Origin of the sequence: Mycolicibacterium chubuense (assembly GCF_001044255.1) — a bacterium.
GTDB lineage: Bacteria > Actinomycetota > Actinomycetes > Mycobacteriales > Mycobacteriaceae > Mycobacterium > Mycobacterium chubuense.
Genome location: NZ_JYNX01000031.1, coordinates 78,586 through 100,315, shown reverse-complemented (window position 1 = coordinate 100,315; position 21,730 = coordinate 78,586). Strand labels below are relative to the sequence as shown.

Sequence of the window (21,730 nt, the reverse complement as noted above, 5' to 3'; positions counted from 1 at the left end):
CACGTCATACTTGCCGACATGGCAGACCGAAGCGGGAGACCTGTACGGACCGGACCCGAGCGGATCCGCAAGCTCGCACAGGCGGCGCTCAACGCCGACGTCACCGTCGAGCAGGTCGACACGATCCTGGAGGGTCTGAGCGAGACCCTCGAGGACCTCAACAACTCGACCGGCAACCTGGACGCCACCCTGGCCCGGTTCAACGACACCATCAGCCGCATCGACGAACTGGCCCCGCGCCTCATCGCGGTGGTCGAGCGGCTGGAGGGCATCGTCACGCGCGTCGAGCGGATCGTCGACCTCGGCGAGTCGGTGATCTCCCCGCTGGCCGCCACCGATCACGCGATCCGCGGTGTGCTCGACCGGCTGCGGCGCGGCGCCGGGTTGGGCTGATGCCCGACGAGAGGGAATCGCAGATCGTCGACACCCTGGTCGGCGCCTTCGAGGATCTGATGAGCGCCGACCCCGACGCGTTCCGCACGAAGTTCCGCAAGATGGCGGCGGATCCCTTCGCGTTCTTCCGCGGCAGCGCGTGCGTGTTCTACGCCGACGTCGCGGCGCGCGAGGATCGGTGGGCCGACGAGCGCACCGGACGGGTGTGGATCCAGGGCGACCTGCACGCGGAGAACTTCGGCACCTACATGGACGGCGCCGGGGTGCTGATCTTCGACGTCAACGACTTCGACGAGGCGTTCGTCGGACACTTCACGTGGGATCTGCAGCGCTTCGCCGCCAGCATCGCGCTGATGTGCTGGCAGAAGGCGCTGTCCGACGAGCAGATCTCCTCGCTCATCGCGGCGTTCGTCCGCGCATACGTTGCGCAGGTGCGGTGGTTCACCGACACCGATGACGACGCCTCCTTTTCGCTGAATCTGGACACCGCGCGCGGTGCGGTGCTTTCTGCGCTGCAGTCGGCCCGGCTGTCCACCCGCGCCGAGATGCTCGACCGGATCACCGTCGTCGACGAGTGTGACCGCCGTCTGCGGGAGCGCCCAGGGGCGCGGCGGCTCGAGGGCGACGAACGCGACACGGTGCTCGGGGCATTCCACCGCTACCTCGACACCATCCCCGAGACGCAGCGTTTCCGCGGTATCGCCTACGACGTCAAGGACGTCACCGCCAACTCTGGATTCGGTATCGGCAGCGCCGGTCTGCCCGCCTACACGCTTCTCATCGAGGGCTTCAACCAGGCGCTGGACAACGACGTCGTGCTGTCGATGAAGCAGGGCAACGTCGCCGCACCGAGCCGGGTGGTCGACGACCCGGAGGTGCACGGCTACTTCCTGCATCACGGACACCGCACCGCGGTGTCGCAGCGTGCCCTGCAGGCGCACGCCGACCCGCTGCTGGGCTACACCGACATCGACGGCGTCGGGTTCGTGGTCAGCGAGATCTCGCCGTACGAAGCCGACCTGGACTGGACGGAGCTGACCGAACCCGACGAACTGGCGGAGGTCGTGTCCCAACTCGGCCAGGCGGTGGCCAAGGTGCACTGCGTCAGCGACTCCGACAGCGAGCAGTCGCTGGTCGGCTTCCAGACGGAGGAGGCGATCGTCGCCGCGATCGGCGACGACGAGGACGACTTCGTCGCCGACATCGTCGCGTTCGGGCTGGAGTACGCCGCCGTCGCCCGTGAGGACCACCGGCATTTCGTCGAGGCGTTCCGCGAGGGTCGCATCCCGGGCGTCAGCGCCACCTGACTAGCCGCTGTTGCGCAGCGCGGTGGCCAGCCCGCTCATCGTCAGCAGGATGCCCCGCTGCACCAGTTCGTCCTCGTCGCCGGACCGGTAGCGGCGCAGCAACTCGACCTGCAGGTGGTTCAGCGGCTCGAGATACGGGAACCGGTTGAACACCGAGCGCGCCAGCGCCGGGTTGTCGGCGAGCAGATCGTCGTGCCCGGTGATCAGCTTGTGCATCCGGATGGTGCGTTCGTGTTCGTCGGCGATCTTGTCGAAGACCCGGTGGCGCAGCTCCTCGTCGGGCACCAGTTCGGCGTAGCGCGCGGCCAACCCGAGGTCGGACTTCGCGAGCACCTGGGCCATGTTCGACAGCACCGTCGCGAAGAACGGCCAGCGCCGGTAGAGGTCCTGCAGGGTCTCCAGACGTCCGTCGCCCTCGGCGATGTAGTCCTCGAATGCGGTTCCGGTGCCGTACCAGCCGGGCAGCATCACTCGCGACTGGCTCCAGGCCAGCACCCACGGGATGGCCCGCAGGTCGGAGATCGAGGTGGTGGGTTTGCGCGACGTCGGCCTGCTGCCGATGTTGAGCGCACCGATCTCGCTGACCGGTGTCGACGCCTTGAAGTAGTCGACGAAACCCGGTGTGTCGTGCACCAGGTCGGCGTAGGCGCGCTGGGCGCGGGCGGCGAGGTCGTCGAGCACCGCATACGCCGGCTCGGCGGCCTCCCCGAGCCCTTCGACGTCGAGCAGGGTCGCTTCCAGCGTCGCGGCCAGCAGCGTCTCCAGGTTCCGGTGTGCGATGCGGGGTTCGGCGTACTTGGCCGCGATCACCTCCCCCTGCTCGGTGATCCGCAGCGATCCGTTCACCGCGCCCGGCGGCTGGGCCAGGATCGCGTCGTAGCTCGGCCCGCCGCCGCGGCCGACCGTCCCGCCGCGACCGTGGAAGAGCCGCAACCGGATTCCCGTCTTGCGGGCCGAGTCGACCAGATCCAGCTCGGCGCGGTACAGCGCCCAGTTGGCCGCGAGATAGCCGCCGTCCTTGTTGGAGTCCGAGTAGCCGAGCATCACCTCCTGGCTGTCACCGCGCGCAGCGACGACCGCCCGGTACAGCGGAAGATCCAGTGCCGCTTCGAGAATCGACGATCCGCGTTGCAGGTCGTCGATGGTCTCGAACAGCGGCACGATGCCGACGGGCGCGTAGGGCTGCTCGCCGGAGGCGTCCAGCAGGCCTGCCTCCTTGAGCAGGATCGCGGCCTCGAGCATGTCGGAGACGGACTGGCACATCGAGATGATGTAGTTGGGCACCGCCTGCGGCCCGAACACGTCCACGGCGCGAGCCGCGGAAACGACGATGTCGAGTTCCTTACGCGCCAGCTCCGAGAGTTCGGCACCGGGCCCGGTCAGCGGTCGGCGGGTGGCCAGCTCCGCGGCGAGCAACTCGACGCGCTCCGGTTCGCTCAGCGACGCGTAGTCGGGGTGCACCCCGGCCCACGCCAACAGCTCGGCGATCACCTCCTCGTGCACATCGGAGTTCTGCCGCATGTCCAGACCGGAGAGATGGAACCCGAAGACCCGCACCGCTTCCCGCAGCCGGGCCAGCCGGTCGTCGGCCAGCACCGAGCTGCCGTGCGCGCGCAGCGACGCATCGACGACGTCCAGGTCGGCCGACAGTTCGGCGGGCGCGGCGTAGGGCGCCATGCCGAGGTCGAGTTCGTGTTCGGGCTGCCGGTCCAGGATCTGCTGCGCGGTGGCCGTCAACCGGGCGTGCACGACACGCAGCGCCCGCCGGTATGGTTCGTCGGCGCGAGCGGGTTCGTGGCAGGAGTCGGCCAACGCGGCCAGCTCGTCACTGATGTGCACCAGCCGCACCGACATCGACAGCTCTTCCTCCAGCGCGGTGAGCTCGGTGAAGTAGTGCGCGAATGCGGTGTAGGCGGCGCTGCCGGTGGCCAGCCGCACCACCTCCGCGGTGACGTTCGGATTGCCGTCGCGGTCGCCGCCGATCCACGATCCCGGCCGCAGGATCGGCTCGGTCAGGAGATCCGCGCCGGGCCAGCGGGCCTGCAGCGCGGCCCGCACCTCGGCGTTCACCCGCGGGATGACCTCGAGGAACGCCGCCGGGTAGTACCGCAACCCCGTCTCGATCTCGTCTTGGATCTTCAAGCGCGACAACCGGATCAGCGCGGTCTGCCACAGCGTGAGGATGTGGCGGCGCAGTTCGCGTTCGACGTCGCGGCCGTCCTCGGTGCGGTGATGGCCGTGCAGGCGCAGCCGCATGAGCTCGGTGATGCGGTGCTGGGTGTCGAAGACCGTGCGTCGCCGCGTCTCCGTGGGATGGGCGGTGATGACGGGCGCCACGAGGGCGCCCACGAGCGCGTCGGCGACCCGATCGGCGTCGAGGTCCGCGTCCTCGAGTTTGAGGTAGGTGGCGGCCAGGCTGCTGTTCTGCGGCGGCTCACCCGCGGCCTCGTGCACCGCCCGGCGCCGCTCGCGGTGGATGTCCTCGGCGACGTTGGCGAGCAGCGCGAAATGGGTGAAGGCCCGGATCACCGGGATCGCCTGGTGGACATCGACGCCGTCGAACAACCTCGCCAGCTCGGTGCGGTCGATCTCCGACCGCCGAACCCGGAACGATTCGACGCGGGCCCGCTCGACCAGCTCGAACGTCGCATCCCCGTTCTGCTCGCGCACGGTGTCGCCGAGAATGGCGCCGAGCAGGCGGATGTCCTCGCGCATCGGTTCGGTCGCTTCGCGGCCCACCTGGGTGCGCTGCACTGCTCCGATCGGTTCGAGCGCGCTGTCGGCTGTCTGCGGCATGGTGCCCAGTATCGGTGCAGCCAGATTCCGCCGCATGGCGAGCGCGGTAGCGTGGCCGGATGGATGTGGACGCCGAGGTCGTCGTCGTCGGTGCCGGGCTGGCGGGGTTGCGCTGCGCGGCGATGCTGGCGAACGCGGGCCGCGAGGTGCGGGTGTGGGAGGCCGCCCACGAGGTGGGCGGGCGGATCCGGACCGATGTCGTCGACGGCTTCCGGTGCGACCGCGGATTCCAGGTGCTCAACCCCGCCTATCCGGAACTCGATTCCTGCATCGACCTCGCCGCGCTGCGACTGCAGCCGTTCGGGCCGGGAGTCGGAGTGCGCCGCGAGCGGGGGTCAGTGGTGCTGGCGCATCCGCTGCGCGCGCCGTCCCTGCTGCCCGGCATGCTGGCCCGGCGCGGGGTGCGGCCGAGTGACGCGGTGGCACTGGCGCGGTGGGCCTACCCGGCGCTGCGCCCCGGCCACCTGAAGCACTCGCCCGGCGACGACACCACGCTGGTGGCTGCGCTCGACCGGTGCGGGGTGTCCGGCGAGCTGCGCCGGGTGATCGACCGGTTCCTGTCCGGGGTGGTGCTCGACGACACCGGGGCGACGTCGAACGCGTTCGCGCTGCTGCTGGTCCGGATGTTCGCCCTCGGGGTGCCAGCACTGCCCGAGAACGGGATGGCCGCCCTGCCTCGGCAGCTGGCGGCGTCCCTGGGTGACCGGGTGACGCTGAACCGTCGGGTGGCCGACGTCACCGCATCAGACGGCGGATGGCGGGTCAGCGCCGACGACGGGGCCACGGTGCAGGCTCGCCAGGTGGTCATCGCCACCGACGCGACCGCCGCGGCGCAGTGGATCGGCGGCGCGGCGGTACCGACCCGGGGCGTGGTCACGGACTGGTGGGCCACCGACCACGCGTGGACGGGTCCGCCGATGCTGTTCGTGGACGGCCGCTCCGGCACGCGGGGACCCGTCGTCAATGCTGCGGTGATCAGCGCCGCCGCACCGACCTACGCGCCGCCCGGACGCCATCTGGTCGCCGCGTCGGCGCTGCTGGGCCGCGGTGATCCGGAGCCGGCGGAACTCCAGCTGCGGGCGCACGCCGCGGAGATCCTCGGCGTCGACGCCTCGGACTGGCAGCCGGTGATCCGACATGTGATCCCGGACGCGCTGCCCGTGCAGCCGCCGCCGCTGACGGTGCGCCGACCGGTTCGGGATGCGTCGGGACTGTGGGTGTGCGGCGACCACCGCGACACCGCGTCGATCCAGGGGGCGCTGGTCAGCGGCCGCCGCGCCGCGGCTGCGGTGCTGAAGGCGCTGAGCTAGCTGTACTTGATCTGCAGCGCCATGCCGATGATGGCGACCACCCAGATGCCCGTGACGAACAGCGTCAACCGGTCCAGGTTCTTCTCGACCACGGTGGAGCCGGACAGGCTGGACTGGACGCCGCCGCCGAACAGGCTGGACAGACCGCCACCCTTGGCGCGGTGCAGCAGAACCAAGAGCACGACCAGCACGCTGGTCACGACCAGGATGATCTGCAGGGCCAATTCCATGGCCGTCACGATATCAGGGTCAGGGCAGCGGGCCGCCCGCGGCGATCGCCGACAGGGTGGCGAACTGCTCCGCGTCCAGAGAGGCGCCGCCCACCAGCGCGCCGTCCACATCGGGCTGGCCGACGATCTCACCGACGTTCTTGGCGTTGACCGAACCGCCGTAGAGCACCCGCACGCCCGCGGCGAGCTCGGCCGAGGCCAGGTTGCCCAGTTCGTCGCGAATGGCCTTGCACACCTCCTGCGCGTCGGCAGCGCTGGCCACCCGGCCGGTGCCGATCGCCCAGACCGGTTCGTAGGCGATGACCGCCCGGCCGATCTGCTCGGCCGACAACCCGGCCAGCGACCCGCGCAGCGAGTTCACGTTGAACTCGACGTGATCGCCCGCCTCGCGCACCTCGAGTTGCTCGCCGATGCAGATGATCGGGATCAGGCCGTGCTTGAACGCCGCCTGCGCCTTGGCCGCGACGAGCGCGTCGTCCTCGTGGTGGTAGGTCCGCCGCTCGGAGTGCCCGACGACGACGAACGTGGCGCCCAGCTTGGCCAGGAAGGCGCCGCTGATGTCGCCGGTGTAGGCGCCGGAGTCGTGCTGGGACAGGTCCTGCGCGCCGTAGGTGAGCCGCAACTTATCGCCGTCGACGAGGGTCTGCACACTGCGCAGATCGGTGAACGGCGGGATCACCGTCACGTCGACCTTGTCGAAGTACTTGTCCGGCAACGAGAATGCGATCTTCTGCACCAGCGCGATCGCCTCGAAGTGGTTCAGGTTCATCTTCCAGTTGCCGGCGATCAGCGGCTTATGGGGCACGTCGGGTCTCCTAGCTCAGTACTTCGATACCGGGCAATTGCTTGCCCTCAAGGTATTCCAGCGACGCGCCGCCACCGGTGGAAATGTGCGAGAAACCGTCCTCGGGCAGGCCGAGTTGGCGCACCGCGGCCGCCGAATCACCGCCGCCGACGACGCTGAACGCGCCCTTGCCGGTTGCGGAGATGATGGCCTCGGCCACTCCCTTGGTGCCCGCGGAGAACGCCGGGAACTCGAACACGCCCATCGGGCCGTTCCAGAAGATCGTCTTCGCGTTGGACAGCAGCGCGGTGAACCGCTTGACGGACTCGGGACCGATGTCCAGGCCCATCGTGCCGTCGGGGATCTTGTCCGCCGCGACCGTCTCGGCCGGCGAATCGGCGGCGAACTTCTCGGCCGCCACGATGTCCACCGGAAGGTGCAGCACGTCACCGTAGTCGTCGAGCAGCTTCCGGCAGGTCTCGATCATGCTCTCCTCGAGAAGCGAGTTGCCCACCGAAACACCCTGTGCAGCAAGGAAAGTGAAGCACATGCCGCCACCGATGATCAGACTGTCGGCCTTGGTGGCCAGGTTCTCGATCACGGCGAGCTTGTCCGAGACCTTCGACCCACCGAGCACCACGGCGTACGGCCGTTCGGTCGATTCGGTGAGCTGGGCGAGAACCTTGACCTCGGTCTCGACGAGCTTTCCCGCGTAGTGCGGCAGCAGCGTCGCGACGTCGTAGACCGACGCCTGCTTGCGATGTACCACCCCGAAGCCGTCGGACACGAACGCGCCGTCCTCGCCCACCAGTTCCACGAGCGCCTTCGCGAGCGCCAGGCGCTCGGCGTCGTCCTTGCTGGTCTCGCGAGGATCGAAGCGGATGTTCTCCAGCAGCAGGATGTCGCCGTCGGTCAGTCCCTCGGCGCGGGCCAGCGCGTCGGTCCCCACCACGTCACCGGCCAACTGCACGTGCCGGCCCAGCTTCTCGGCCAGTGCCGAGGCCACCGGCCCGAGCGAGAACTCCGGATCGGGCTCGCCCTTGGGCCGGCCCAGGTGCGCGGTGACCACGACCTTGGCGCCCGCGTCGCTCAGCGCCTTCAGCGTGGGCACCGAGGCGATGATGCGGCCCGGATCGGTGATCCTGCCGTCATCGAGCGGCACGTTCAGATCCGAGCGCACCAGCACGCCTCGCCCCGAAACCCCTTCGGCGAGAAGGTCGTCGAGTGACTTGATAGCCATCGCCGGTTACAGCGACTTGCCGACCAGGCCGACGAGGTCGACGAGGCGGTTCGAGTAACCCCACTCGTTGTCGTACCAGGAGACGACCTTGGCCTGGTTGTCGATGACCTTGGTCAGGCCTGAGTCGAAGATCGAGCTGTGCGGATCGGTGACGATGTCGCTGGACACGATCGGCGCGTCGTAGTACTTGAGGATGCCCTTGAGCGGCCCCTCGGCGGCGGCCTTCATCGCAGCGTTGATCTCGTCGGCCGACGCCGACTTCGCCAGCTCGGCGGTCAGGTCGGTGCACGAGCCCGTGGGGATCGGCACCCGCAGCGCGTAGCCGTCGAGCTTGCCCTTCAGCTCGGGCAGCACCAGGCCGATGGCCTTGGCGGCGCCGGTCGAGGTGGGCACGATGTTCAGCGCGGCGGCGCGCGCGCGACGCAGATCCTTGTGCGGGCCGTCCTGGAGGTTCTGGTCCTGGGTGTAGGCGTGCACGGTGGTCATCAGGCCCTTGACGATGCCGAACTCGTCGTTGAGCACCTTGGCCAGCGGCCCGAGGCAGTTCGTGGTGCACGACGCGTTGGAGATGATGTTCTGGCTGCCGTCGTACTTGTCGTCGTTGACGCCGAGCACGATGGTGATGTCCTCATCGCTGGCCGGCGCGGAGATGATGACCTTCTTGGCGCCCGCGTCGAGGTGGCCCTGGGCCTTGTCGCGCTTGGTGAAGATGCCGGTCGACTCGACGACGACGTCCACGCCGAGGTCACCCCAGGGAAGCGCTGAGGGGCCTTCCTTGACCTCGAGCGCCTTGATCTTGGTGTCGCCGACGACGATCGTGTCCTCGCCCTCGAGGCTGACCTCGTAGGGCAGCCGGCCGAGGATGGAGTCGAACTTCAGCAGGTGGGCCAGCGACGCGTTGTCGGTGAGGTCGTTGACGGCGATGATCTCGATGTCGGTGTTCTTGCCTTCGGCCTTCTGCGCGTCCAGAGCGCGGAAGAAGTTGCGCCCGATACGGCCGAAACCGTTCACGCCTACCCGGATCGTCACGTCATTCTCCTACTCGGTCGTTGAACTGCTCGGCCGCCAGCCTAGTGCGTGTGCCTTTCCCTGCGCTCAGTTGCCCCGTACCTGTCTCAGAGCGATGCGACGCTCTGGTCGACGTAGGGATTGCCCAGCCATCTGCGGCGCAGTTTCTGCAGGGTGCCGTCCTCCTCCAGCTCGGCCTGCGCGACCTGCAACCGGGCCAGCAGCGCCGTGTCGGCGGGGGCCACCGCGATCGCGATGTCCTCGACGGAGAGCCCCCGCTGGACCACCTCGACGCCGGGAACGGCCCGCACCAGCTGGGCCAGCACCGGGGCCAGCTTCATCACCGCGTCGCAGCCGCCCGCCGCGAGGTCCGCGATCGCGGTGCTGATCGCGCCGTAGTCGTAGCGCCGGACCCGGGCGGCCTTGCCGTCGGCGACCAGCTGCTCGGCGATGGCCTCGCTGGTGTTGCCGCGCTGCACGCCGATGGTCAGGCCGGTGAGGTCGTCGACCGAATGCACGTGGGGTAGTCGCTCGGTGTCGACCGCCAGGCCCTGCCCGGAGATGACGTAGGGCGGCAGGAACGCCGCCTTGGCCGCACGCTGCGGGGTGATCGTCGTTCCGGCGATGACGCAGTCGTACTCGCCTGCGCCGAGCCGGTCGAAGATGCCGTCGAAGTCGGCCCCGTCGTATCCGACGAACGTCACGTCGTCGCCGAGCCTGGCGGCCAGCGCTTGCATCACCTCGATGTCCAGCCCGGTGTCGCCGGGCATGGCGTTGAACGGCGGATCCGGGGCGGCGACGCCGACGGTCAATGCGGCCATGTCGCCACCGTAAGGGTTTACTGTGCCGCCCGTGGACGACCTCTCGATTGACCCGCCGCGCGCACCCGTCGCCCCGACGACGTTCCTGGCACGCCTGGGCGCGGCGATGATCGCCGCGGGGTACCCGATCGGAACGGTGCGACAGACGTTGGCCACCTGCTCCGAGCGGTACGGCGTGACCGGCGAAATGCTGGTGCTGCCCAACCACATCCAGTTGACCGGTGGCGAGCGGGCCGACGGCGCCACGATGGCGATGAAGAGCGCCGAAGTCGATCTGCGGTTCGACCAGACGTTCCCGCTGGCCGCCCTGGTCGGGCGCGCCCGGCGCGGGCAGATCAGCCCGCAGGACGGCCTGATCGAACTCGACCGGATCGACGCGATGCGGCCCCGCTTCCCCGCCTGGGCGTTCGTCGTCGGATACACGCTGCAGAGCGCGGCGTTCGCGCTCATCCTGCAGCCCAACCCGGTCGCGCTCGGCGCCGCGACCGTCTTCGGGTTCGGCGTGGGCCTGGCCGCGCTGCTGGCCCGCCGCAACGAGCCGCTGACACAGCTGCTGCCCGTAGTGGCCGCGGTCACCGTGGCGCTGTGCTCCTTCACCGCCGGCCGGCTGCTGCATCTCGGCGAGGGCAGCCTGCGTGCGCTGGCACCGGCGCTGGTGATGTTCCTGCCCGGCACGGCGATCACGTTGGCCGTCATCGAACTCAGCACCCGCGACATGATCTCGGGCTCGGCGCGGCTCATCGCCGGCGCAATGCGCCTGGCGCAGTTGGCTTTCGGCATCCTGATCGCCGCGCAAGTGGTGGGGTTGACCACCAGCGAGCTCAGCGTCGCCGTCGTGGACCGCTTCGGACCGTGGGCGCCCTGGGCCGGATGCGCGCTCTACGCGGTCGGCCTGTTCCTCTATCACGGCCCGCCCACCCGGTTCATGGGGTGGATGCTGATGATCCTGTTCGTGTCCTATGCCGGTCAGCTGGCGGGTAACGCCGCGCTGGGCAGCTACGCCAGCGGCTTCGGCGGCGGCCTGGCTCTCGCGCTGTGTGCCCTGTTCGTCGCCGGTCGGCCGAACACCCCGTCTGCGGCGACGCTGCTGCTGCCCGGCTTCTGGCTGCTGGTGCCGGGGTCGCTGGGCTTCATCGGCGTCACCGAGCTCATCGGCGACAACAGCTCGGGTGCCGTCGCGGTCACGCTCATCTCGATGATCTCGATCGCCCTGGGCATCCAGGCCGGCCTGCTGCTGTGGGGCGCATGCCGCCAAGTCGGCGCCACGGTCGGCGGTCGGGCGCGATACTCCAGGGCATGACCGATTGGGTGATCCCGGCGATCACCGCCTCAGCCAGCCTGCTCGGCGCCGTGGTCGGCGGAATTGCGACGTACTGGACGTCGAAGAAGAACTACGAACGCCAGACCGTGGCCGAGGAGGAGCGCCAGAAGTTCGACCTGCTGCGCGACGCGACGGTCAGGTTCGTCTCGGCGATGACCGAGATCTCGGTGGCCAGCGCCGGTCTCAAGGAGATCTCCGCACAGTGGGCCGAGGTGACGCAGCGGCTGGCGCACACCGAGGACCACGAGCAGTTCCTGACGATGGCCCGCGAGATCGACCCGACGATCCCCTCGAACCTCGACCGGCTCGCGGTCCTGTTCCGGGTGGTGCGGGCGACCGGGGTGCTCGAAGACGACATCAAGCGCGCCATCACCCTGCTCACCGAGCTGCGCCTGGTCGCGCCCAGCGACATCGCCGACAGCGCGCAGCGGGTCATCTACACCGCGTTCGCGCAGGAGATCACCAGCGCGCTCTCACCGGACCGGCGCAACGCCGCGGTCGACGCGTTCAACGGCGCGATAAACGATTTCGTCAACCGGGTGCGGCACTACATGCACGTCGAGGACCACGAATTCGACGCCATCGACAAGAAGGCGCTCGAGCATCTGCTCGAGTTCTAGCTGCTTTCGTCGCACTCCTCAACGCGGCTAGGCGTCCTCGAGCAGATCCGGCGTCACCGCGGACTCGGTGTCCGGGATGCCGTCCTGTTTGGCCTTGCGGTCGGCCATCGACAGCAACCGCCGGATCCGGCCTGCCACAGCATCTTTGGTCATCGGCGGATCAGCGAGCCGGCCGAGTTCCTCCAGTGAGGCCTGCCGGTGCGCCACCCGCAGGCTGCCCGCGGCGGCCAGATGGTCGGGCACCGTGTCACCGAGGATCTCCAGTGCGCGTTCGACCCGCGCGGCGGCGGCCACCGCGGCACGGGCGGACCGGCGCAGGTTCGCGTCGTCGAAGTTGGCCAGCCGGTTGGCCGTCGCGCGGACCTCGCGGCGCATCCGCCGCTCCTCCCACGTCAGCCGGGTGTCCTGCGCGCCCATCCGGGTCAGAAGCGCACCGATCGCCTCCCCGTCGCGCACCACCACCCGGTCGCTGCCCCGCACCTCGCGCGCCTTGGCGCTGACGCCCAGCCGGCGCGCGGCGCCCACGAGGGCCAGCGCCGCCTCGGGACCGGGGCAGCTGACCTCCAGCGACGAGGACCGGCCCGGTTCGGTCAGCGAGCCGTGGGCCAGAAACGCTCCCCGCCATGCGGCTTCGGCGTCGGCGACGCTGCCGCCGACCACCTGGGCGGGCAGTCCGCGCACCGGGCGGCCGCGCAGATCCAGCAGACCGGTCTGGCGCGCCAGCGCCTCCCCGTCCTTGGCCACCCGCACCACATAGCGGGTGTTCTTGCGAATCCCGCTGGCCGAGAGCACGTGCACGACGGCGGTGTAGCCGTACAGGTCGTAGATGTCCTTGCGCAGCCGGCGCGCGATGATGCCCAGATCGACCTCGGCCTCGACCACCACCCGGCCGGACACGATGTGCAGCCCGCCGGCGAACCGCAGCAGCGAGGCCACCTCGGCGCGGCGAGCACTCACCGAATTCACCACGAGCCGGCTGAGCTCATCCTTGACCTCGGCAGTCATCGCCACGGGTCGTCACCTCTCGGTCCGTTCACTGTCGGTGTGGGCACCGTCGGCGGTCTGCCCGTGGGTGTCGCGCCCCGTTGCAGAACACCCTCCAATGCCGCCGCCAACCTCGCCGGGTCATGTAAAGGTGTACCAGGTCGGCACACGTCGGCGAACTCGACGCGGGCATCGAGGATCGTCGCGGTGCGCCGCAACTGTTCCCGCTCCCGCTCGCTGGGCACCCGCGACGAGTCGACGATGATGTCGCCCACGGTGAAGTTCGGCGCGTGCTGGGCCAGCACGTGGATGTGCCGCTCGACGGAGAAGCCGGCCGTCTCCCCCGGCTCGGCCACCAGGTTCAGCACCAGGGCGCGCCGCGCGGTGGTGGTCCGCAGCGCGGCCACCAGCTGCGGCACCAGCACATGCGGGATCACGCTGGTGAACCAGGAGCCCGGCCCCAGGACCACCAGGTCGGCGTTCATGATCGCGTCCACCGCCTGATGGGTGGCGGGCGGATCACCGGGCAGCAGGCGCACCCGGCGCACCTTGCCCACGGTCGTGGCGATCGCGACCTGGCCGCGGATCGCCCGGCTGACCCGCGGATCGGACTCCAGCCCGACGACGTCGGCCTCGATGCTCAGGCCCATCGGGCACATCGGCAGCACCCGGCCCTTGACCCCGAGAATGCGGCCCAGCTCATCGAGCGCGGCGACGGGGTCGGCGAGCACCTCGTTGAGCCCGGCGAGCATCAGGTTGCCGATGGGGTGCCCGGCGAGTGCGCCGCTGCCGCCGAAGCGGTGTTGGATGATGGTGGCCCACAGCCGGCCGTGGGGACTGTCGGAAGCCAACGCCGCCAACGCCATTCGCAGATCACCCGGGGGCACGACGTCGAGCTCGCTGCGCAGCCGGCCCGAGGATCCGCCGTCGTCGGCGACCGTGACGACGGCGGTGACGTGCGGGGTGATCCGGCGCGCCGCCGACAGGGTGGCATAGAGCCCGTGCCCTCCGCCGAGGGCGACGATGCGCGGGCTCATTCGCGGCCCAGATCCCGGTGCAGCACCCGCACCGTCAGCGCCGCGTCCTGCAGCCGTTCCGCGAGCGCCTCCGCCATCGCCACACTGCGGTGCTTGCCGCCGGTGCAGCCGATGGCCACGGTCATGTAGCGCTTCCCCTCCCGCCGATAGCCGTCGATCACGACGTCCAACAGCTGATGGTAGGAGTCGAGGAACTCCACGGCGCCGGGTTGGCCGAGGACGTAGTCGCGGACATCGGGATGCTGACCGGTGTGCCGGCGCAGATTGTCCACCCAGTGCGGGTTGGGCAGGAAGCGCACATCCATCACGGTGTCGGCGTCCATCGGCAGCCCGTACTTGTAGCCGAACGACTCGACCGTGACGTTGGTGTTGGCCACCGTCTCGGCCGCGAAGGCCCGTTCGATGCTCTCCCGCAGGCCGTGCACCGACAGCGACGAGGTGTCGATGACCAGGTCGGCGCCGGCGCGCACGGGCGCCAGCAAGGCGCGCTCGGCTGCGATCCCCTCGGCGAGGGTGTGGTTGCCCTGCAGCGGGTGACTGCGCCGGTTCTGCTCGTAGCGGCGCACCAGGATGTCGTCGGACGCCTCGAGGAACACCACCCGCGGGGCGATGCTGCGCGCCGCCAGCTCGCTGCGCACCCCGTCCAGATCGCCGGTGAACCCGCGTGACCGCACGTCCATCACGACGGCCAGCTGGGTGATCCGGGAGCCCGCGGCCAGGCCGAGGTCGACCATCCGCGCGATCAGCTCCGGCGGCAGGTTGTCCGCCACGTACCAGCCCAGATCCTCGAGGACCTTGGCCGCCGTCCCGCGGCCCGCACCCGAGAGCCCCGTCACCAGGACCACGTCGATTCCGCCGGATTCGGTGTGCATGCCCGCTTCTGTCATCCCGTCACTGTGCTTCGATCATCGTCGATTACCGCCACCGGCGCGTCCTGTTCCGGCGGCGAATCAGGCCCGTCGGGCGTTTCCACCCCCAGCGCCTCGAGCACGGCCCGGGCCGTGGCCACCCCGATGCCGGGCACCGTGGTGATCTCCTCGACCGTCGCCTGCCGCAGCCGCGCCACCGAACCGAAGTGCGTGACCAGCGCCTTGCGCCGGTGCTCCCCGAGCCCGCGCACCGAGTCCAGCGCCGAGGCCGTCATCCGCTTCGAGCGCTTGCTGCGGTGGTAGCTGATCGCGAACCGGTGCGCCTCGTCGCGCACCCGCTGCAGCAGATACAGCCCTTCGCTGTTGCGCGGGAAGATGACCGGATCCGGCTCCGACGGCACCCACACCTCTTCCAGCCGCTTCGCCAGCCCGATCACCGCGACGTCGGTGATGCCGAGCTCGTCGAGCACCGCGGCCGCGGCGTTGACCTGCGGGGCGCCGCCGTCGACGACGAACAGATTGGGTGGGTAGGCGAACCTGCGCGACCTGCCTTCGGCGATCAGGTCCCCGGGCTGCTGGGTGTCGCGCAGATGGCGGTGGAACCGTCGCCGCGTGACCTCCGCGATCGAGGCGACGTCGTCGGAGCGCCCGTCCCCGGCAGCCTCCCGGATCGCGTAGTGCCGATAGTCCGATTTCTTGGCCAGGCCGTCCTCGAAGACCACCAGCGAGGCCACCACGTCGGTGCCCTGCACATGGCTGATGTCGACGCACTCGATGCGCAGCGGCGCGTCCTCGAGCCCCAGCGCGTCCTGAATGCTCTGCAGCGCAGCACTTCTCGCTGTGAAGTCGCCGGCCCGCTTGAGCTTGTGCTGGTTCAGCGCCTGCTCGGCGTTGCGCTGCACCGTCTCCGCGAGCGCCCGCTTGTCGCCGCGCTGAGCGACGCGTATCGACACCCGCGACCCTCGCAGCTGCGACAACCACGTCTCCAGCTCCGCCGACGTCTCGGGCAGCACCGGCACGAGCACCTGCTTGGGCACGGGGTTGGTGGTTTCGTCGCCGCCCTCGTCGGCGGCGCCGTCGAGCGCGACCTGATCACCGTAGAACTGCGTGAGGAACTGCTCGACGAGATAGGACAGCGTCGATTCGCCCGGCTCGCCGGACTTCTCGATGATCCAGCCGCGCTGCCCCCGGACCCGTCCGCCGCGCACGTGGAACACCTGCACCGCGGCTTCCAGTTCGTCGTCGGCGAAGGCCACCACGTCGGCGTCGGTGCCGTCGCCGAACACCACGGCCTGCTTCTCCATCGCGCGGCGCATCGCGCCGATGTTGTCCCGCAGGCGGGCGGCCCGCTCGAAGTCCAGCTCCTCGGCCGCGGCGTTCATCTGCTGTTCCATCTCGCGGATCAGCTTGTCGGTCTTGCCGGCGAGGAAGTCGCAGAAGTCCATCACGATCTGGCGGTGCTGCTCGGCGCTCACCCGCCCGACGCACGGGGCCGAGCACTTGTCGATGTAGCCCAGCAGGCAGGGCCGGTCAATCTGGCTGTGCCGCTTGAACACTCCGGCCGAGCAGGTGCGGGCGGGAAACACCCGGGTGAGCAGGTCCAGGGTTTCGCGGATGGCCCAGGCATGCGAGTACGGCCCGAAGTACCGCACGCCTTTGCGGCGCGGACCCCGGTACACCTTCAGCCGCGGATACTCCTCGTTGAGCGTCACCGCGAGCACCGGATAGGACTTGTCGTCCCGGTAGCGGATGTTGAACCGGGGATCGAACTCCTTGATCCAGTTGTATTCGAGCTGCAGCGCCTCGACCTCGGTGGTGACCACCGTCCACTCGACGCTGGCGGCCGTCATCACCATCTGGCGGGTGCGCGGCGCGAGACCCGACAGATCGGCGAAATACGAGTTGAGCCGGCTGCGCAGACTCTTGGCCTTGCCGACGTAGATCACCCGGCGGTGCGGGTCGCGGAAACGGTAGACACCCGGTTCGACGGGGATCGACCCGGGAGCGGGTCGGTACGTCGCTGGATCGGGCACGGACCCAGGTTACTGCGACCCCCCGACCGGGTAGAGCGAGTAGGTGGCGGTGCGGACCGTGTTCTGGACCCGGGTGCTGGTGCTGATGCTCGCTGCCGTGCTGGTCTGCGCCGGTTGCGGCACTCCGGAATCCCCGCCGGCACCGGCGGGCCCGTGCGCCATCGTGACCAACGGCACCCCCCAGGCCAAGCAGGAGGGCACCGACGACGAATCCGCACCCGAGACCGCGACCGGCTACCGCACCGGGATGACGCCGGTCCGCACCGGTCACTACGCCGTCGCGACCGCCAACCCACTGGCCACGCAGGCCGCCTGCGAGGTGCTGCGCGACGGCGGCACCGCCGCCGACGCTCTCGTGGCCGCGCAGGCCGTGCTCGGCCTCGTCGAACCCCAGTCCTCCGGGATCGGCGGTGGCGGCTTCCTGCTGTACTACGACGCCGCCGCCAAGTCGGTGCAGGCGTTCGACGGGCGGGAGGTCGCCCCGGCGGCGGCGACCGAGAACTATCTGCGCTGGGTCTCCGACACCGACCGGACCGCACCGAAACCCGACGCACGCGGGTCAGGACGTTCCATCGGGGTGCCGGGCATCGTCCGGATGCTGGCCGACGTGCACACCGCGCACGGCCGCACCGCGTGGCGGGACCTGTTCACCCCCGCGGTCCGGCTCGCCGACGACGGCTTCGACATCAGTCCCCGGCTGGCGGCCGCCATCGCCGACGCCGCACCGCGGTTGCGACTCGAGGAGCAGGCCGGCGCGTACTTCCTCAACCCGGACGGCTCCCCGCGGTCGGCGGACACCCGGCTGACCAATCCGGCGTATGCAAAGACGTTGGGCGCCATCGCGACCGACCCGGCGGCGCTCTACACGGGGCCGATCGCCGCCGACATCGTCGCCGCCGCGACCGACCCGTCGGGTGGCCGTACGCCGAGCCTGATGACCGTCGAGGATCTGGCCGGCTACACGGCCAAGACACGCGAGGCGCTGTGCGTGCCCTACCGCGGCAGGCAGATCTGCGGGATGCCGCCGCCCTCGTCGGGCGGCATCGCGGTGGCTGAGACACTCGGCGTGCTGGAGCACTTCGCCATGGCCGACCACCGGCCCACCGACCTCGACCGCGACGGGGGCAGGCCCACCGTGCAGGGGGTGCACTTGATCGCCGAGGCGGAGCGGCTCGCCTACGCCGACCGGGACCGCTACGTCGCCGACACCGACTTCGTCGCGCTGCCCGGCGGCTCCCCCGACGCCCTTCTCGGCGCCGACTATCTCGCAGGGCGGGCGTCGCTGATCTCCCCCGACCGCACGATGGGCACGGCGAAGCCCGGCGAGTTCGGCCCGCCGACCGCGCCGGTGGCGCCGGTGCCCGAGCACGGCACCAGCCAGGTCAGCATCGTCGACGCGCAGGGCAACGCCGCGTCGCTCACCACGACCGTCGAGTCGGCGTTCGGCTCGTTCCACATGGTCGACGGGTTCCTGCTGAACAATCAGCTCACCGACTTCTCCGCCGAGCCCGCCGGCCCGGACGGCGCGCCGGTCGCGAACCGGGTCGCACCGGGCAAGCGGCCGCGCAGCACCATGGCGCCCACGCTGATCTTCGACGCCGGTCCGGCGGGATCGCTCGGCCCGCTCTACGCCGTCACCGGATCACCGGGCGGTTCCACGATCGTCCAGTTCGTCGTCAAAACCGTGGTGGGCCTGCTGGACTGGGGGCTGGACCCGCAGCAGGCCGTGTCGATGGTGGACTTCGGCGCCGCCAACTCACCGACGACGAACGTGGGCGGGGAGCACCCGGTGATCGACATCTCCGATGACGGCCGGCACGACCCGCTGGTGACGGGGTTACGCGAACTCGGCCATCAGGTCGACATCGCCGACCAGTCCAGCGGGCTGTCGGCGATCGTGCGCGCCGATCCCGGCTGGGTGGGCGGTGCCGACCCACGCCGGGAGGGCGTGGTCATGGGTGACGGCCGTTGATCCCGCTGTTCTGATACTTCTGCATCGCGGCGCGGACGCGGTCCATCGCGTCGACCGCGCGGCCCTTGTCCACGGCCTGGATCGCCATCACCGGCACGTACTCGTCGTCGGGGAGGTCCAGCCGGGCCCACCGCGCCCCCGGGTGGAACGACAGTCCGCGGACGATGTCCCACGCGAAGACGCGGTAGCCGAACAGGTTTCGCACCGCGACGCCTGCGGCACCCACCCGCATGCGCGGCCGCGCGAACAGGCACACGAACCCGCCGATCACCACCCCGAGCAGCGCGATCGCCACCTGGTCGGCGGTGCGGAAGATCACGCCGGTGGTGCCGACCTTGAGCAGTACGCCGACGGTGACGTGTGCGGCGACGATCAACGCGGCCGCCCCGTAGGCGAATCTCGGGGTGAGGTACGGCTTGACCTCGACGTCCCAGCCCTCGGCGGTCATGAGCCGGCGGCGAGGCGGCGCAGCGTCAGCGCCGTCGACAGGGCAGCCGCGGCGGCCTGGGCGCCCTTGTCCTCGGCCGACGCCGGCAGCCCGGCCCGGTCGAGCGCCTGATGCTCGGTGTTGACGGTGAGCACGCCGTTGGCCACCGGTGTCGACGCGTCCAGCGACACCCGGGTGAGCCCCTGGGTGACCGCGTCGCAGACATAGTCGAAATGCGGTGTCTCACCGCGGATCACGACGCCGAGCGCGATGACGGCGTCGTGTGTCCGCGCCAAAGCCTGTGCGACGACCGGGATCTCGATGGCACCGAGAACGCGCACCACGGTGGGGTCGGTGATGCCGGCGTCCGCGGCGGTCCGGCGCGCGCCGTCGAGCAGGGCGTCGCAGACGGTCTCGTGCCACGTGCTCGCGACAATGGCGAGGCTGATGCCGGTGGCGTCGAGGTCGGGAAGGTCGGGCACGCCTGCCGCAGGACTCATACCGCGCCGCCGAACTCGCCGGGCAGCGCCTCGTCGAAGTCCTCCAGACCGGTCAGGTCGTGGCCCATGCGGTCCCGCTTGGTCATCAGATAGCGGATGTTCTCGGCATTGGCGCGCACCGGCAGCGGCACGCGTTCGATGATGTGCAGCCCGTAGCCGTCCAGGCCGACGCGCTTGGCCGGGTTGTTGGTCAGCAGGCGCATCGAGCGCACGCCGAGGTCGACCAGGATCTGGGCGCCGGTGCCGTAGTCGCGGGCGTCGGCGGGCAGGCCCAGCTTGAGGTTGGCGTCGACGGTGTCGTCGCCGGCGTCCTGCAGCTGATAGGCCTGCAGCTTGTGCATCAGGCCGATGCCGCGGCCCTCGTGGCCGCGCATATAGAGCACCACGCCGCGGCCCTCGCGGGCCACCATCGCCAGCGCGGCGTCGAGCTGGGGGCCGCAGTCGCAGCGGCGGGAGCCGAACACGTCCCCGGTCAGGCACTCCGAGTGCACCCGGACCAGCACGTCGTGGCCGTCCCCGTGCGGGCCGGCGATGTCTCCCTTGACCAGGGCGACGTGCTCGACGTCCTCGTAGATGCTGGTGTAGCCGACGGCGCGGAACTCGCCGTGCCGGGTGGGGATGCGGGCCTCGGCGACGCGTTCGATGTGCTTCTCGTGCTTGCGCCGCCACTCGATGAGATCGGCGATGGAGATCAGCGCCAGGTCGTGCTCGTCGGCGAAGATCCGCAGCTCGTCGGTCTGCGCCATCGCGCCTTCGTCTTTCTGGCTGACGATCTCGCAGATCGCGCCCGCGGGCTGCAGACCGGCCAGCCGGGCCAGGTCCACGGCCGCTTCGGTGTGACCGGGACGGCGCAGTACACCGCCGTCCTTGGCGCGCAGCGGAACCACGTGCCCGGGCTTGGTGAAATCGTCGGCGACGGCGGTCGGGTCGGCCAGCAAGCGCATCGTAGTCGCCCGGTCGGACGCCGAGATCCCGGTTCCGACACCGTGTTTCGCATCGACGGTGACGGTGTACGCGGTGCCGTGCTTGTCCTGGTTGACCGCGTACATCGGCAGCAGGCCCAGCCGATCGCAGATCTCGCCGTCCAGCGGCACGCACAGGTAACCGGAGGTGTAGCGCACCATGAACGCCACCAGTTCGGGGGTGGCCTTCTCGGCGGCGAAGATGAGGTCGCCCTCGTTCTCACGGTCTTCGTCGTCGATGACGACGACGGCCTTGCCCGCGGCGATGTCGGCCACCGCACGCTCGACCGGATCCAGCCTCGTCATTCTCACCACCTTGCCGGTTCCCACGACGAGAACCACCTGTTTCTCCCGTTCAGTATGAACCACGGGGGCCGCCGCGTTATTGCCCGGCTGACGTGGGCCGGACGCCGGTGATGCCGGTCACAGCGGTGCGACAACTCCTCAGCCCGGCTTGTCGTGCGACAGCAGCCGCTCGACGTACTTGGCGATGACGTCGACCTCCAGGTTGACCGGGGCGCCAGGCTCGGCACGGCCCAGCGTCGTCAGGTCCAGCGTGGTGGGGATCAGCGACACCTCGAACCAGTCCGGGCCCAAACCCGACACGGTCAGCGAGATTCCGTCGACGGTGATCGACCCTTTCTCCACCACATAGCGGGACAGCGCCGGCGGCAGCGCGATCCGCACCACCGTCCAGTGCTCGGACGGCGTGCGGGACACGACGTGGCCGGTGCCGTCGACATGGCCCTGAACGATGTGGCCGCCCAACCGGCTGTTCACCGCCGCGGCGCGTTCGAGGTTGACCCGGGTACCGATGTCGGCGCCGCGCAGGCTGGACCGCTTCAGCGTTTCGTCCATCACGTCGGCGGAGAACGCGCCGTCGGCGAGCACGTCGACGACGGTCAGACAGACGCCGTTGACCGCGATCGAATCTCCGTGCCCGGCATCCGATGTCACGATCGGGCCACGGATGACGAAACGCGCGGCGTCGCCGAGGTCCTCCTTGCCGACGATTTCGCCCAGTTCTTCGACGATTCCGGTGAACACAACGCCCAGCCTAGGCCCCCGCGCCCTGGCCGATCCCGCGCAGCGGAGAACACGTCGCCGTCGCCGCAC

Annotated in this window: 20 protein-coding genes; 6 read left to right on the top strand and 14 right to left on the bottom strand. The window is 70.0% G+C overall.

What is annotated here, in order from left to right; translation table 11 throughout:
• Positions 1–18: 18 nt before the first annotated feature.
• Both MCHUDSM44219_RS08835 and MCHUDSM44219_RS08830 read left to right on the top strand, forming a co-directional pair.
• Complete coding sequence (locus MCHUDSM44219_RS08835; protein WP_048417860.1) at positions 19–393, top strand: ATPase; 375 nt, start codon at positions 19–21, stop codon at positions 391–393.
• The gene (locus MCHUDSM44219_RS08830; protein WP_048417859.1) at positions 393–1,700 is read left to right on the top strand and encodes a DUF2252 domain-containing protein; all 1,308 of its coding nucleotides are present in this window, start codon (positions 393–395) and stop codon (positions 1,698–1,700) included. Before MCHUDSM44219_RS08835 ends, MCHUDSM44219_RS08830 begins: the two co-directional genes overlap by 1 nt.
• On the opposite strand, the gene ppc is transcribed toward MCHUDSM44219_RS08830, so the two are convergent.
• Complete coding sequence (gene ppc / locus MCHUDSM44219_RS08825) at positions 1,701–4,496, bottom strand: phosphoenolpyruvate carboxylase (RefSeq protein ID WP_109777663.1); 2,796 nt, start codon at positions 4,494–4,496, stop codon at positions 1,701–1,703.
• A 59-nt stretch (positions 4,497–4,555) separates the two neighbouring features.
• Between ppc and MCHUDSM44219_RS08820 the strand changes: the two genes are divergently transcribed.
• Positions 4,556–5,806: an NAD(P)/FAD-dependent oxidoreductase gene (locus tag MCHUDSM44219_RS08820; RefSeq protein WP_048417857.1), complete on the top strand. Its 1,251-nt coding sequence runs from the start codon at positions 4,556–4,558 to the stop codon at positions 5,804–5,806.
• Here MCHUDSM44219_RS08820 and secG read toward each other — a convergent pair.
• The 5 genes from secG to MCHUDSM44219_RS08795 form a co-directional block, all read right to left on the bottom strand.
• On the bottom strand, positions 5,803–6,036 hold the full coding sequence (gene secG / locus MCHUDSM44219_RS08815) for a preprotein translocase subunit SecG (RefSeq protein ID WP_048417856.1): 234 nt from the start codon (positions 6,034–6,036) through the stop codon (positions 5,803–5,805). The genes MCHUDSM44219_RS08820 and secG overlap by 4 nt on opposite strands.
• A gap of 19 nt (positions 6,037–6,055) precedes the next feature.
• A complete protein-coding gene (gene tpiA / locus MCHUDSM44219_RS08810) occupies positions 6,056–6,841 on the bottom strand; it encodes a triose-phosphate isomerase (RefSeq protein ID WP_082162117.1) in 786 nt (261 codons plus the stop codon).
• A 10-nt stretch (positions 6,842–6,851) separates the two neighbouring features.
• A complete protein-coding gene (locus MCHUDSM44219_RS08805; RefSeq protein ID WP_048417855.1) occupies positions 6,852–8,060 on the bottom strand; it encodes a phosphoglycerate kinase in 1,209 nt (402 codons plus the stop codon).
• Positions 8,061–8,066: 6 nt separating this feature from the next.
• Positions 8,067–9,089, bottom strand: a complete 1,023-nt coding sequence (gene gap, locus MCHUDSM44219_RS08800) for a type I glyceraldehyde-3-phosphate dehydrogenase (RefSeq protein ID WP_048417854.1) — start codon at positions 9,087–9,089, stop codon at positions 8,067–8,069.
• 86 nt (positions 9,090–9,175) lie between these two features.
• Entirely contained in the window at positions 9,176–9,889 is a 714-nt protein-coding gene (locus MCHUDSM44219_RS08795; RefSeq protein WP_048417853.1) for an ABC transporter substrate-binding protein, read from the bottom strand.
• Between the two features lie 31 nt (positions 9,890–9,920).
• Here MCHUDSM44219_RS08795 and MCHUDSM44219_RS08790 point away from each other — a divergent pair, with 31 nt between their 5' ends.
• Together MCHUDSM44219_RS08790 and MCHUDSM44219_RS08785 are read left to right on the top strand one after the other, a co-directional pair.
• On the top strand, positions 9,921–11,189 hold the full coding sequence (locus tag MCHUDSM44219_RS08790) for a threonine/serine exporter family protein (protein ID WP_236695404.1): 1,269 nt from the start codon (positions 9,921–9,923) through the stop codon (positions 11,187–11,189).
• Complete coding sequence (locus MCHUDSM44219_RS08785) at positions 11,186–11,830, top strand: hypothetical protein (protein WP_048417852.1); 645 nt, start codon at positions 11,186–11,188, stop codon at positions 11,828–11,830. The genes MCHUDSM44219_RS08790 and MCHUDSM44219_RS08785 overlap by 4 nt, the downstream gene beginning before the upstream one ends.
• A 27-nt stretch (positions 11,831–11,857) precedes the next feature.
• Here MCHUDSM44219_RS08785 and whiA read toward each other — a convergent pair whose 3' ends face one another.
• Genes whiA through uvrC form a run of 4 tightly spaced genes read right to left on the bottom strand, consistent with a single transcriptional unit; the run spans position 11,858 to position 16,753 of the window.
• Complete coding sequence (whiA, locus tag MCHUDSM44219_RS08780; RefSeq protein ID WP_109777661.1) at positions 11,858–12,835, bottom strand: DNA-binding protein WhiA; 978 nt, start codon at positions 12,833–12,835, stop codon at positions 11,858–11,860.
• Entirely contained in the window at positions 12,832–13,851 is a 1,020-nt protein-coding gene (gene yvcK, locus MCHUDSM44219_RS08775; protein ID WP_048417850.1) for a uridine diphosphate-N-acetylglucosamine-binding protein YvcK, read from the bottom strand. Before yvcK ends, whiA begins: the two co-directional genes overlap by 4 nt.
• The gene (gene rapZ / locus MCHUDSM44219_RS08770; RefSeq protein WP_048417849.1) at positions 13,848–14,738 is read right to left on the bottom strand and encodes an RNase adapter RapZ; all 891 of its coding nucleotides are present in this window, start codon (positions 14,736–14,738) and stop codon (positions 13,848–13,850) included. The genes yvcK and rapZ overlap by 4 nt, the downstream gene beginning before the upstream one ends.
• A complete protein-coding gene (gene uvrC / locus MCHUDSM44219_RS08765) occupies positions 14,735–16,753 on the bottom strand; it encodes an excinuclease ABC subunit UvrC (protein ID WP_048417848.1) in 2,019 nt (672 codons plus the stop codon). Before uvrC ends, rapZ begins: the two co-directional genes overlap by 4 nt.
• Positions 16,754–16,838: 85 nt before the next feature.
• Here uvrC and MCHUDSM44219_RS08760 point away from each other — a divergent pair, with 85 nt between their 5' ends.
• Complete coding sequence (locus MCHUDSM44219_RS08760; protein ID WP_048417991.1) at positions 16,839–18,725, top strand: gamma-glutamyltransferase family protein; 1,887 nt, start codon at positions 16,839–16,841, stop codon at positions 18,723–18,725.
• Here the strand turns inward: MCHUDSM44219_RS08760 and MCHUDSM44219_RS08755 are convergent.
• From MCHUDSM44219_RS08755 to MCHUDSM44219_RS08740, 4 genes are all read right to left on the bottom strand, one after another.
• Complete coding sequence (locus MCHUDSM44219_RS08755) at positions 18,706–19,173, bottom strand: PH domain-containing protein (RefSeq protein WP_048417847.1); 468 nt, start codon at positions 19,171–19,173, stop codon at positions 18,706–18,708. The genes MCHUDSM44219_RS08760 and MCHUDSM44219_RS08755 overlap by 20 nt on opposite strands.
• Positions 19,170–19,652, bottom strand: coding sequence for a 6,7-dimethyl-8-ribityllumazine synthase (gene ribH / locus MCHUDSM44219_RS08750; protein ID WP_048417846.1), 483 nt, complete (start codon positions 19,650–19,652; stop codon positions 19,170–19,172). Before ribH ends, MCHUDSM44219_RS08755 begins: the two co-directional genes overlap by 4 nt.
• Complete coding sequence (locus MCHUDSM44219_RS08745) at positions 19,649–20,920, bottom strand: bifunctional 3,4-dihydroxy-2-butanone-4-phosphate synthase/GTP cyclohydrolase II (RefSeq protein ID WP_048417990.1); 1,272 nt, start codon at positions 20,918–20,920, stop codon at positions 19,649–19,651. The genes ribH and MCHUDSM44219_RS08745 overlap by 4 nt, the downstream gene beginning before the upstream one ends.
• 138 nt (positions 20,921–21,058) lie before the next feature.
• Positions 21,059–21,661 (bottom strand): riboflavin synthase, encoded by a 603-nt coding sequence (locus MCHUDSM44219_RS08740; protein ID WP_048417845.1) that lies wholly within the window; start codon positions 21,659–21,661, stop codon positions 21,059–21,061.
• Between the last annotated feature and the right edge of the window lie 69 nt (positions 21,662–21,730).

Bases quoted from the DNA above. Each gene is read 5' to 3' on its own strand.
- MCHUDSM44219_RS08805 (WP_048417855.1), bottom strand. From the start codon at position 8,060: ATGGCTATCAAGTCACTCGACGACCTTCTCGCCGAAGGGGTTTCGGGG.
- MCHUDSM44219_RS08830 (WP_048417859.1), top strand. From the start codon at position 393: ATGCCCGACGAGAGGGAATCGCAGATCGTCGACACCCTGGTCGGCGCC.
- MCHUDSM44219_RS08795 (WP_048417853.1), bottom strand. From the start codon at position 9,889: ATGGCCGCATTGACCGTCGGCGTCGCCGCCCCGGATCCGCCGTTCAAC.
- MCHUDSM44219_RS08755 (WP_048417847.1), bottom strand. From the start codon at position 19,173: ATGACCGCCGAGGGCTGGGACGTCGAGGTCAAGCCGTACCTCACCCCG.
- rapZ (WP_048417849.1), bottom strand. From the start codon at position 14,738: ATGACAGAAGCGGGCATGCACACCGAATCCGGCGGAATCGACGTGGTC.
- yvcK (WP_048417850.1), bottom strand. From the start codon at position 13,851: ATGAGCCCGCGCATCGTCGCCCTCGGCGGAGGGCACGGGCTCTATGCC.
- ppc (WP_109777663.1), bottom strand. From the start codon at position 4,496: ATGCCGCAGACAGCCGACAGCGCGCTCGAACCGATCGGAGCAGTGCAG.
- MCHUDSM44219_RS08820 (WP_048417857.1), top strand. From the start codon at position 4,556: ATGGATGTGGACGCCGAGGTCGTCGTCGTCGGTGCCGGGCTGGCGGGG.
- secG (WP_048417856.1), bottom strand. From the start codon at position 6,036: ATGGAATTGGCCCTGCAGATCATCCTGGTCGTGACCAGCGTGCTGGTC.
- MCHUDSM44219_RS08745 (WP_048417990.1), bottom strand. From the start codon at position 20,920: ATGACGAGGCTGGATCCGGTCGAGCGTGCGGTGGCCGACATCGCCGCG.
- MCHUDSM44219_RS08760 (WP_048417991.1), top strand. From the start codon at position 16,839: ATGCTCGCTGCCGTGCTGGTCTGCGCCGGTTGCGGCACTCCGGAATCC.
- ribH (WP_048417846.1), bottom strand. From the start codon at position 19,652: ATGAGTCCTGCGGCAGGCGTGCCCGACCTTCCCGACCTCGACGCCACC.
- MCHUDSM44219_RS08835 (WP_048417860.1), top strand. From the start codon at position 19: ATGGCAGACCGAAGCGGGAGACCTGTACGGACCGGACCCGAGCGGATC.
- MCHUDSM44219_RS08785 (WP_048417852.1), top strand. From the start codon at position 11,186: ATGACCGATTGGGTGATCCCGGCGATCACCGCCTCAGCCAGCCTGCTC.
- whiA (WP_109777661.1), bottom strand. From the start codon at position 12,835: ATGACTGCCGAGGTCAAGGATGAGCTCAGCCGGCTCGTGGTGAATTCG.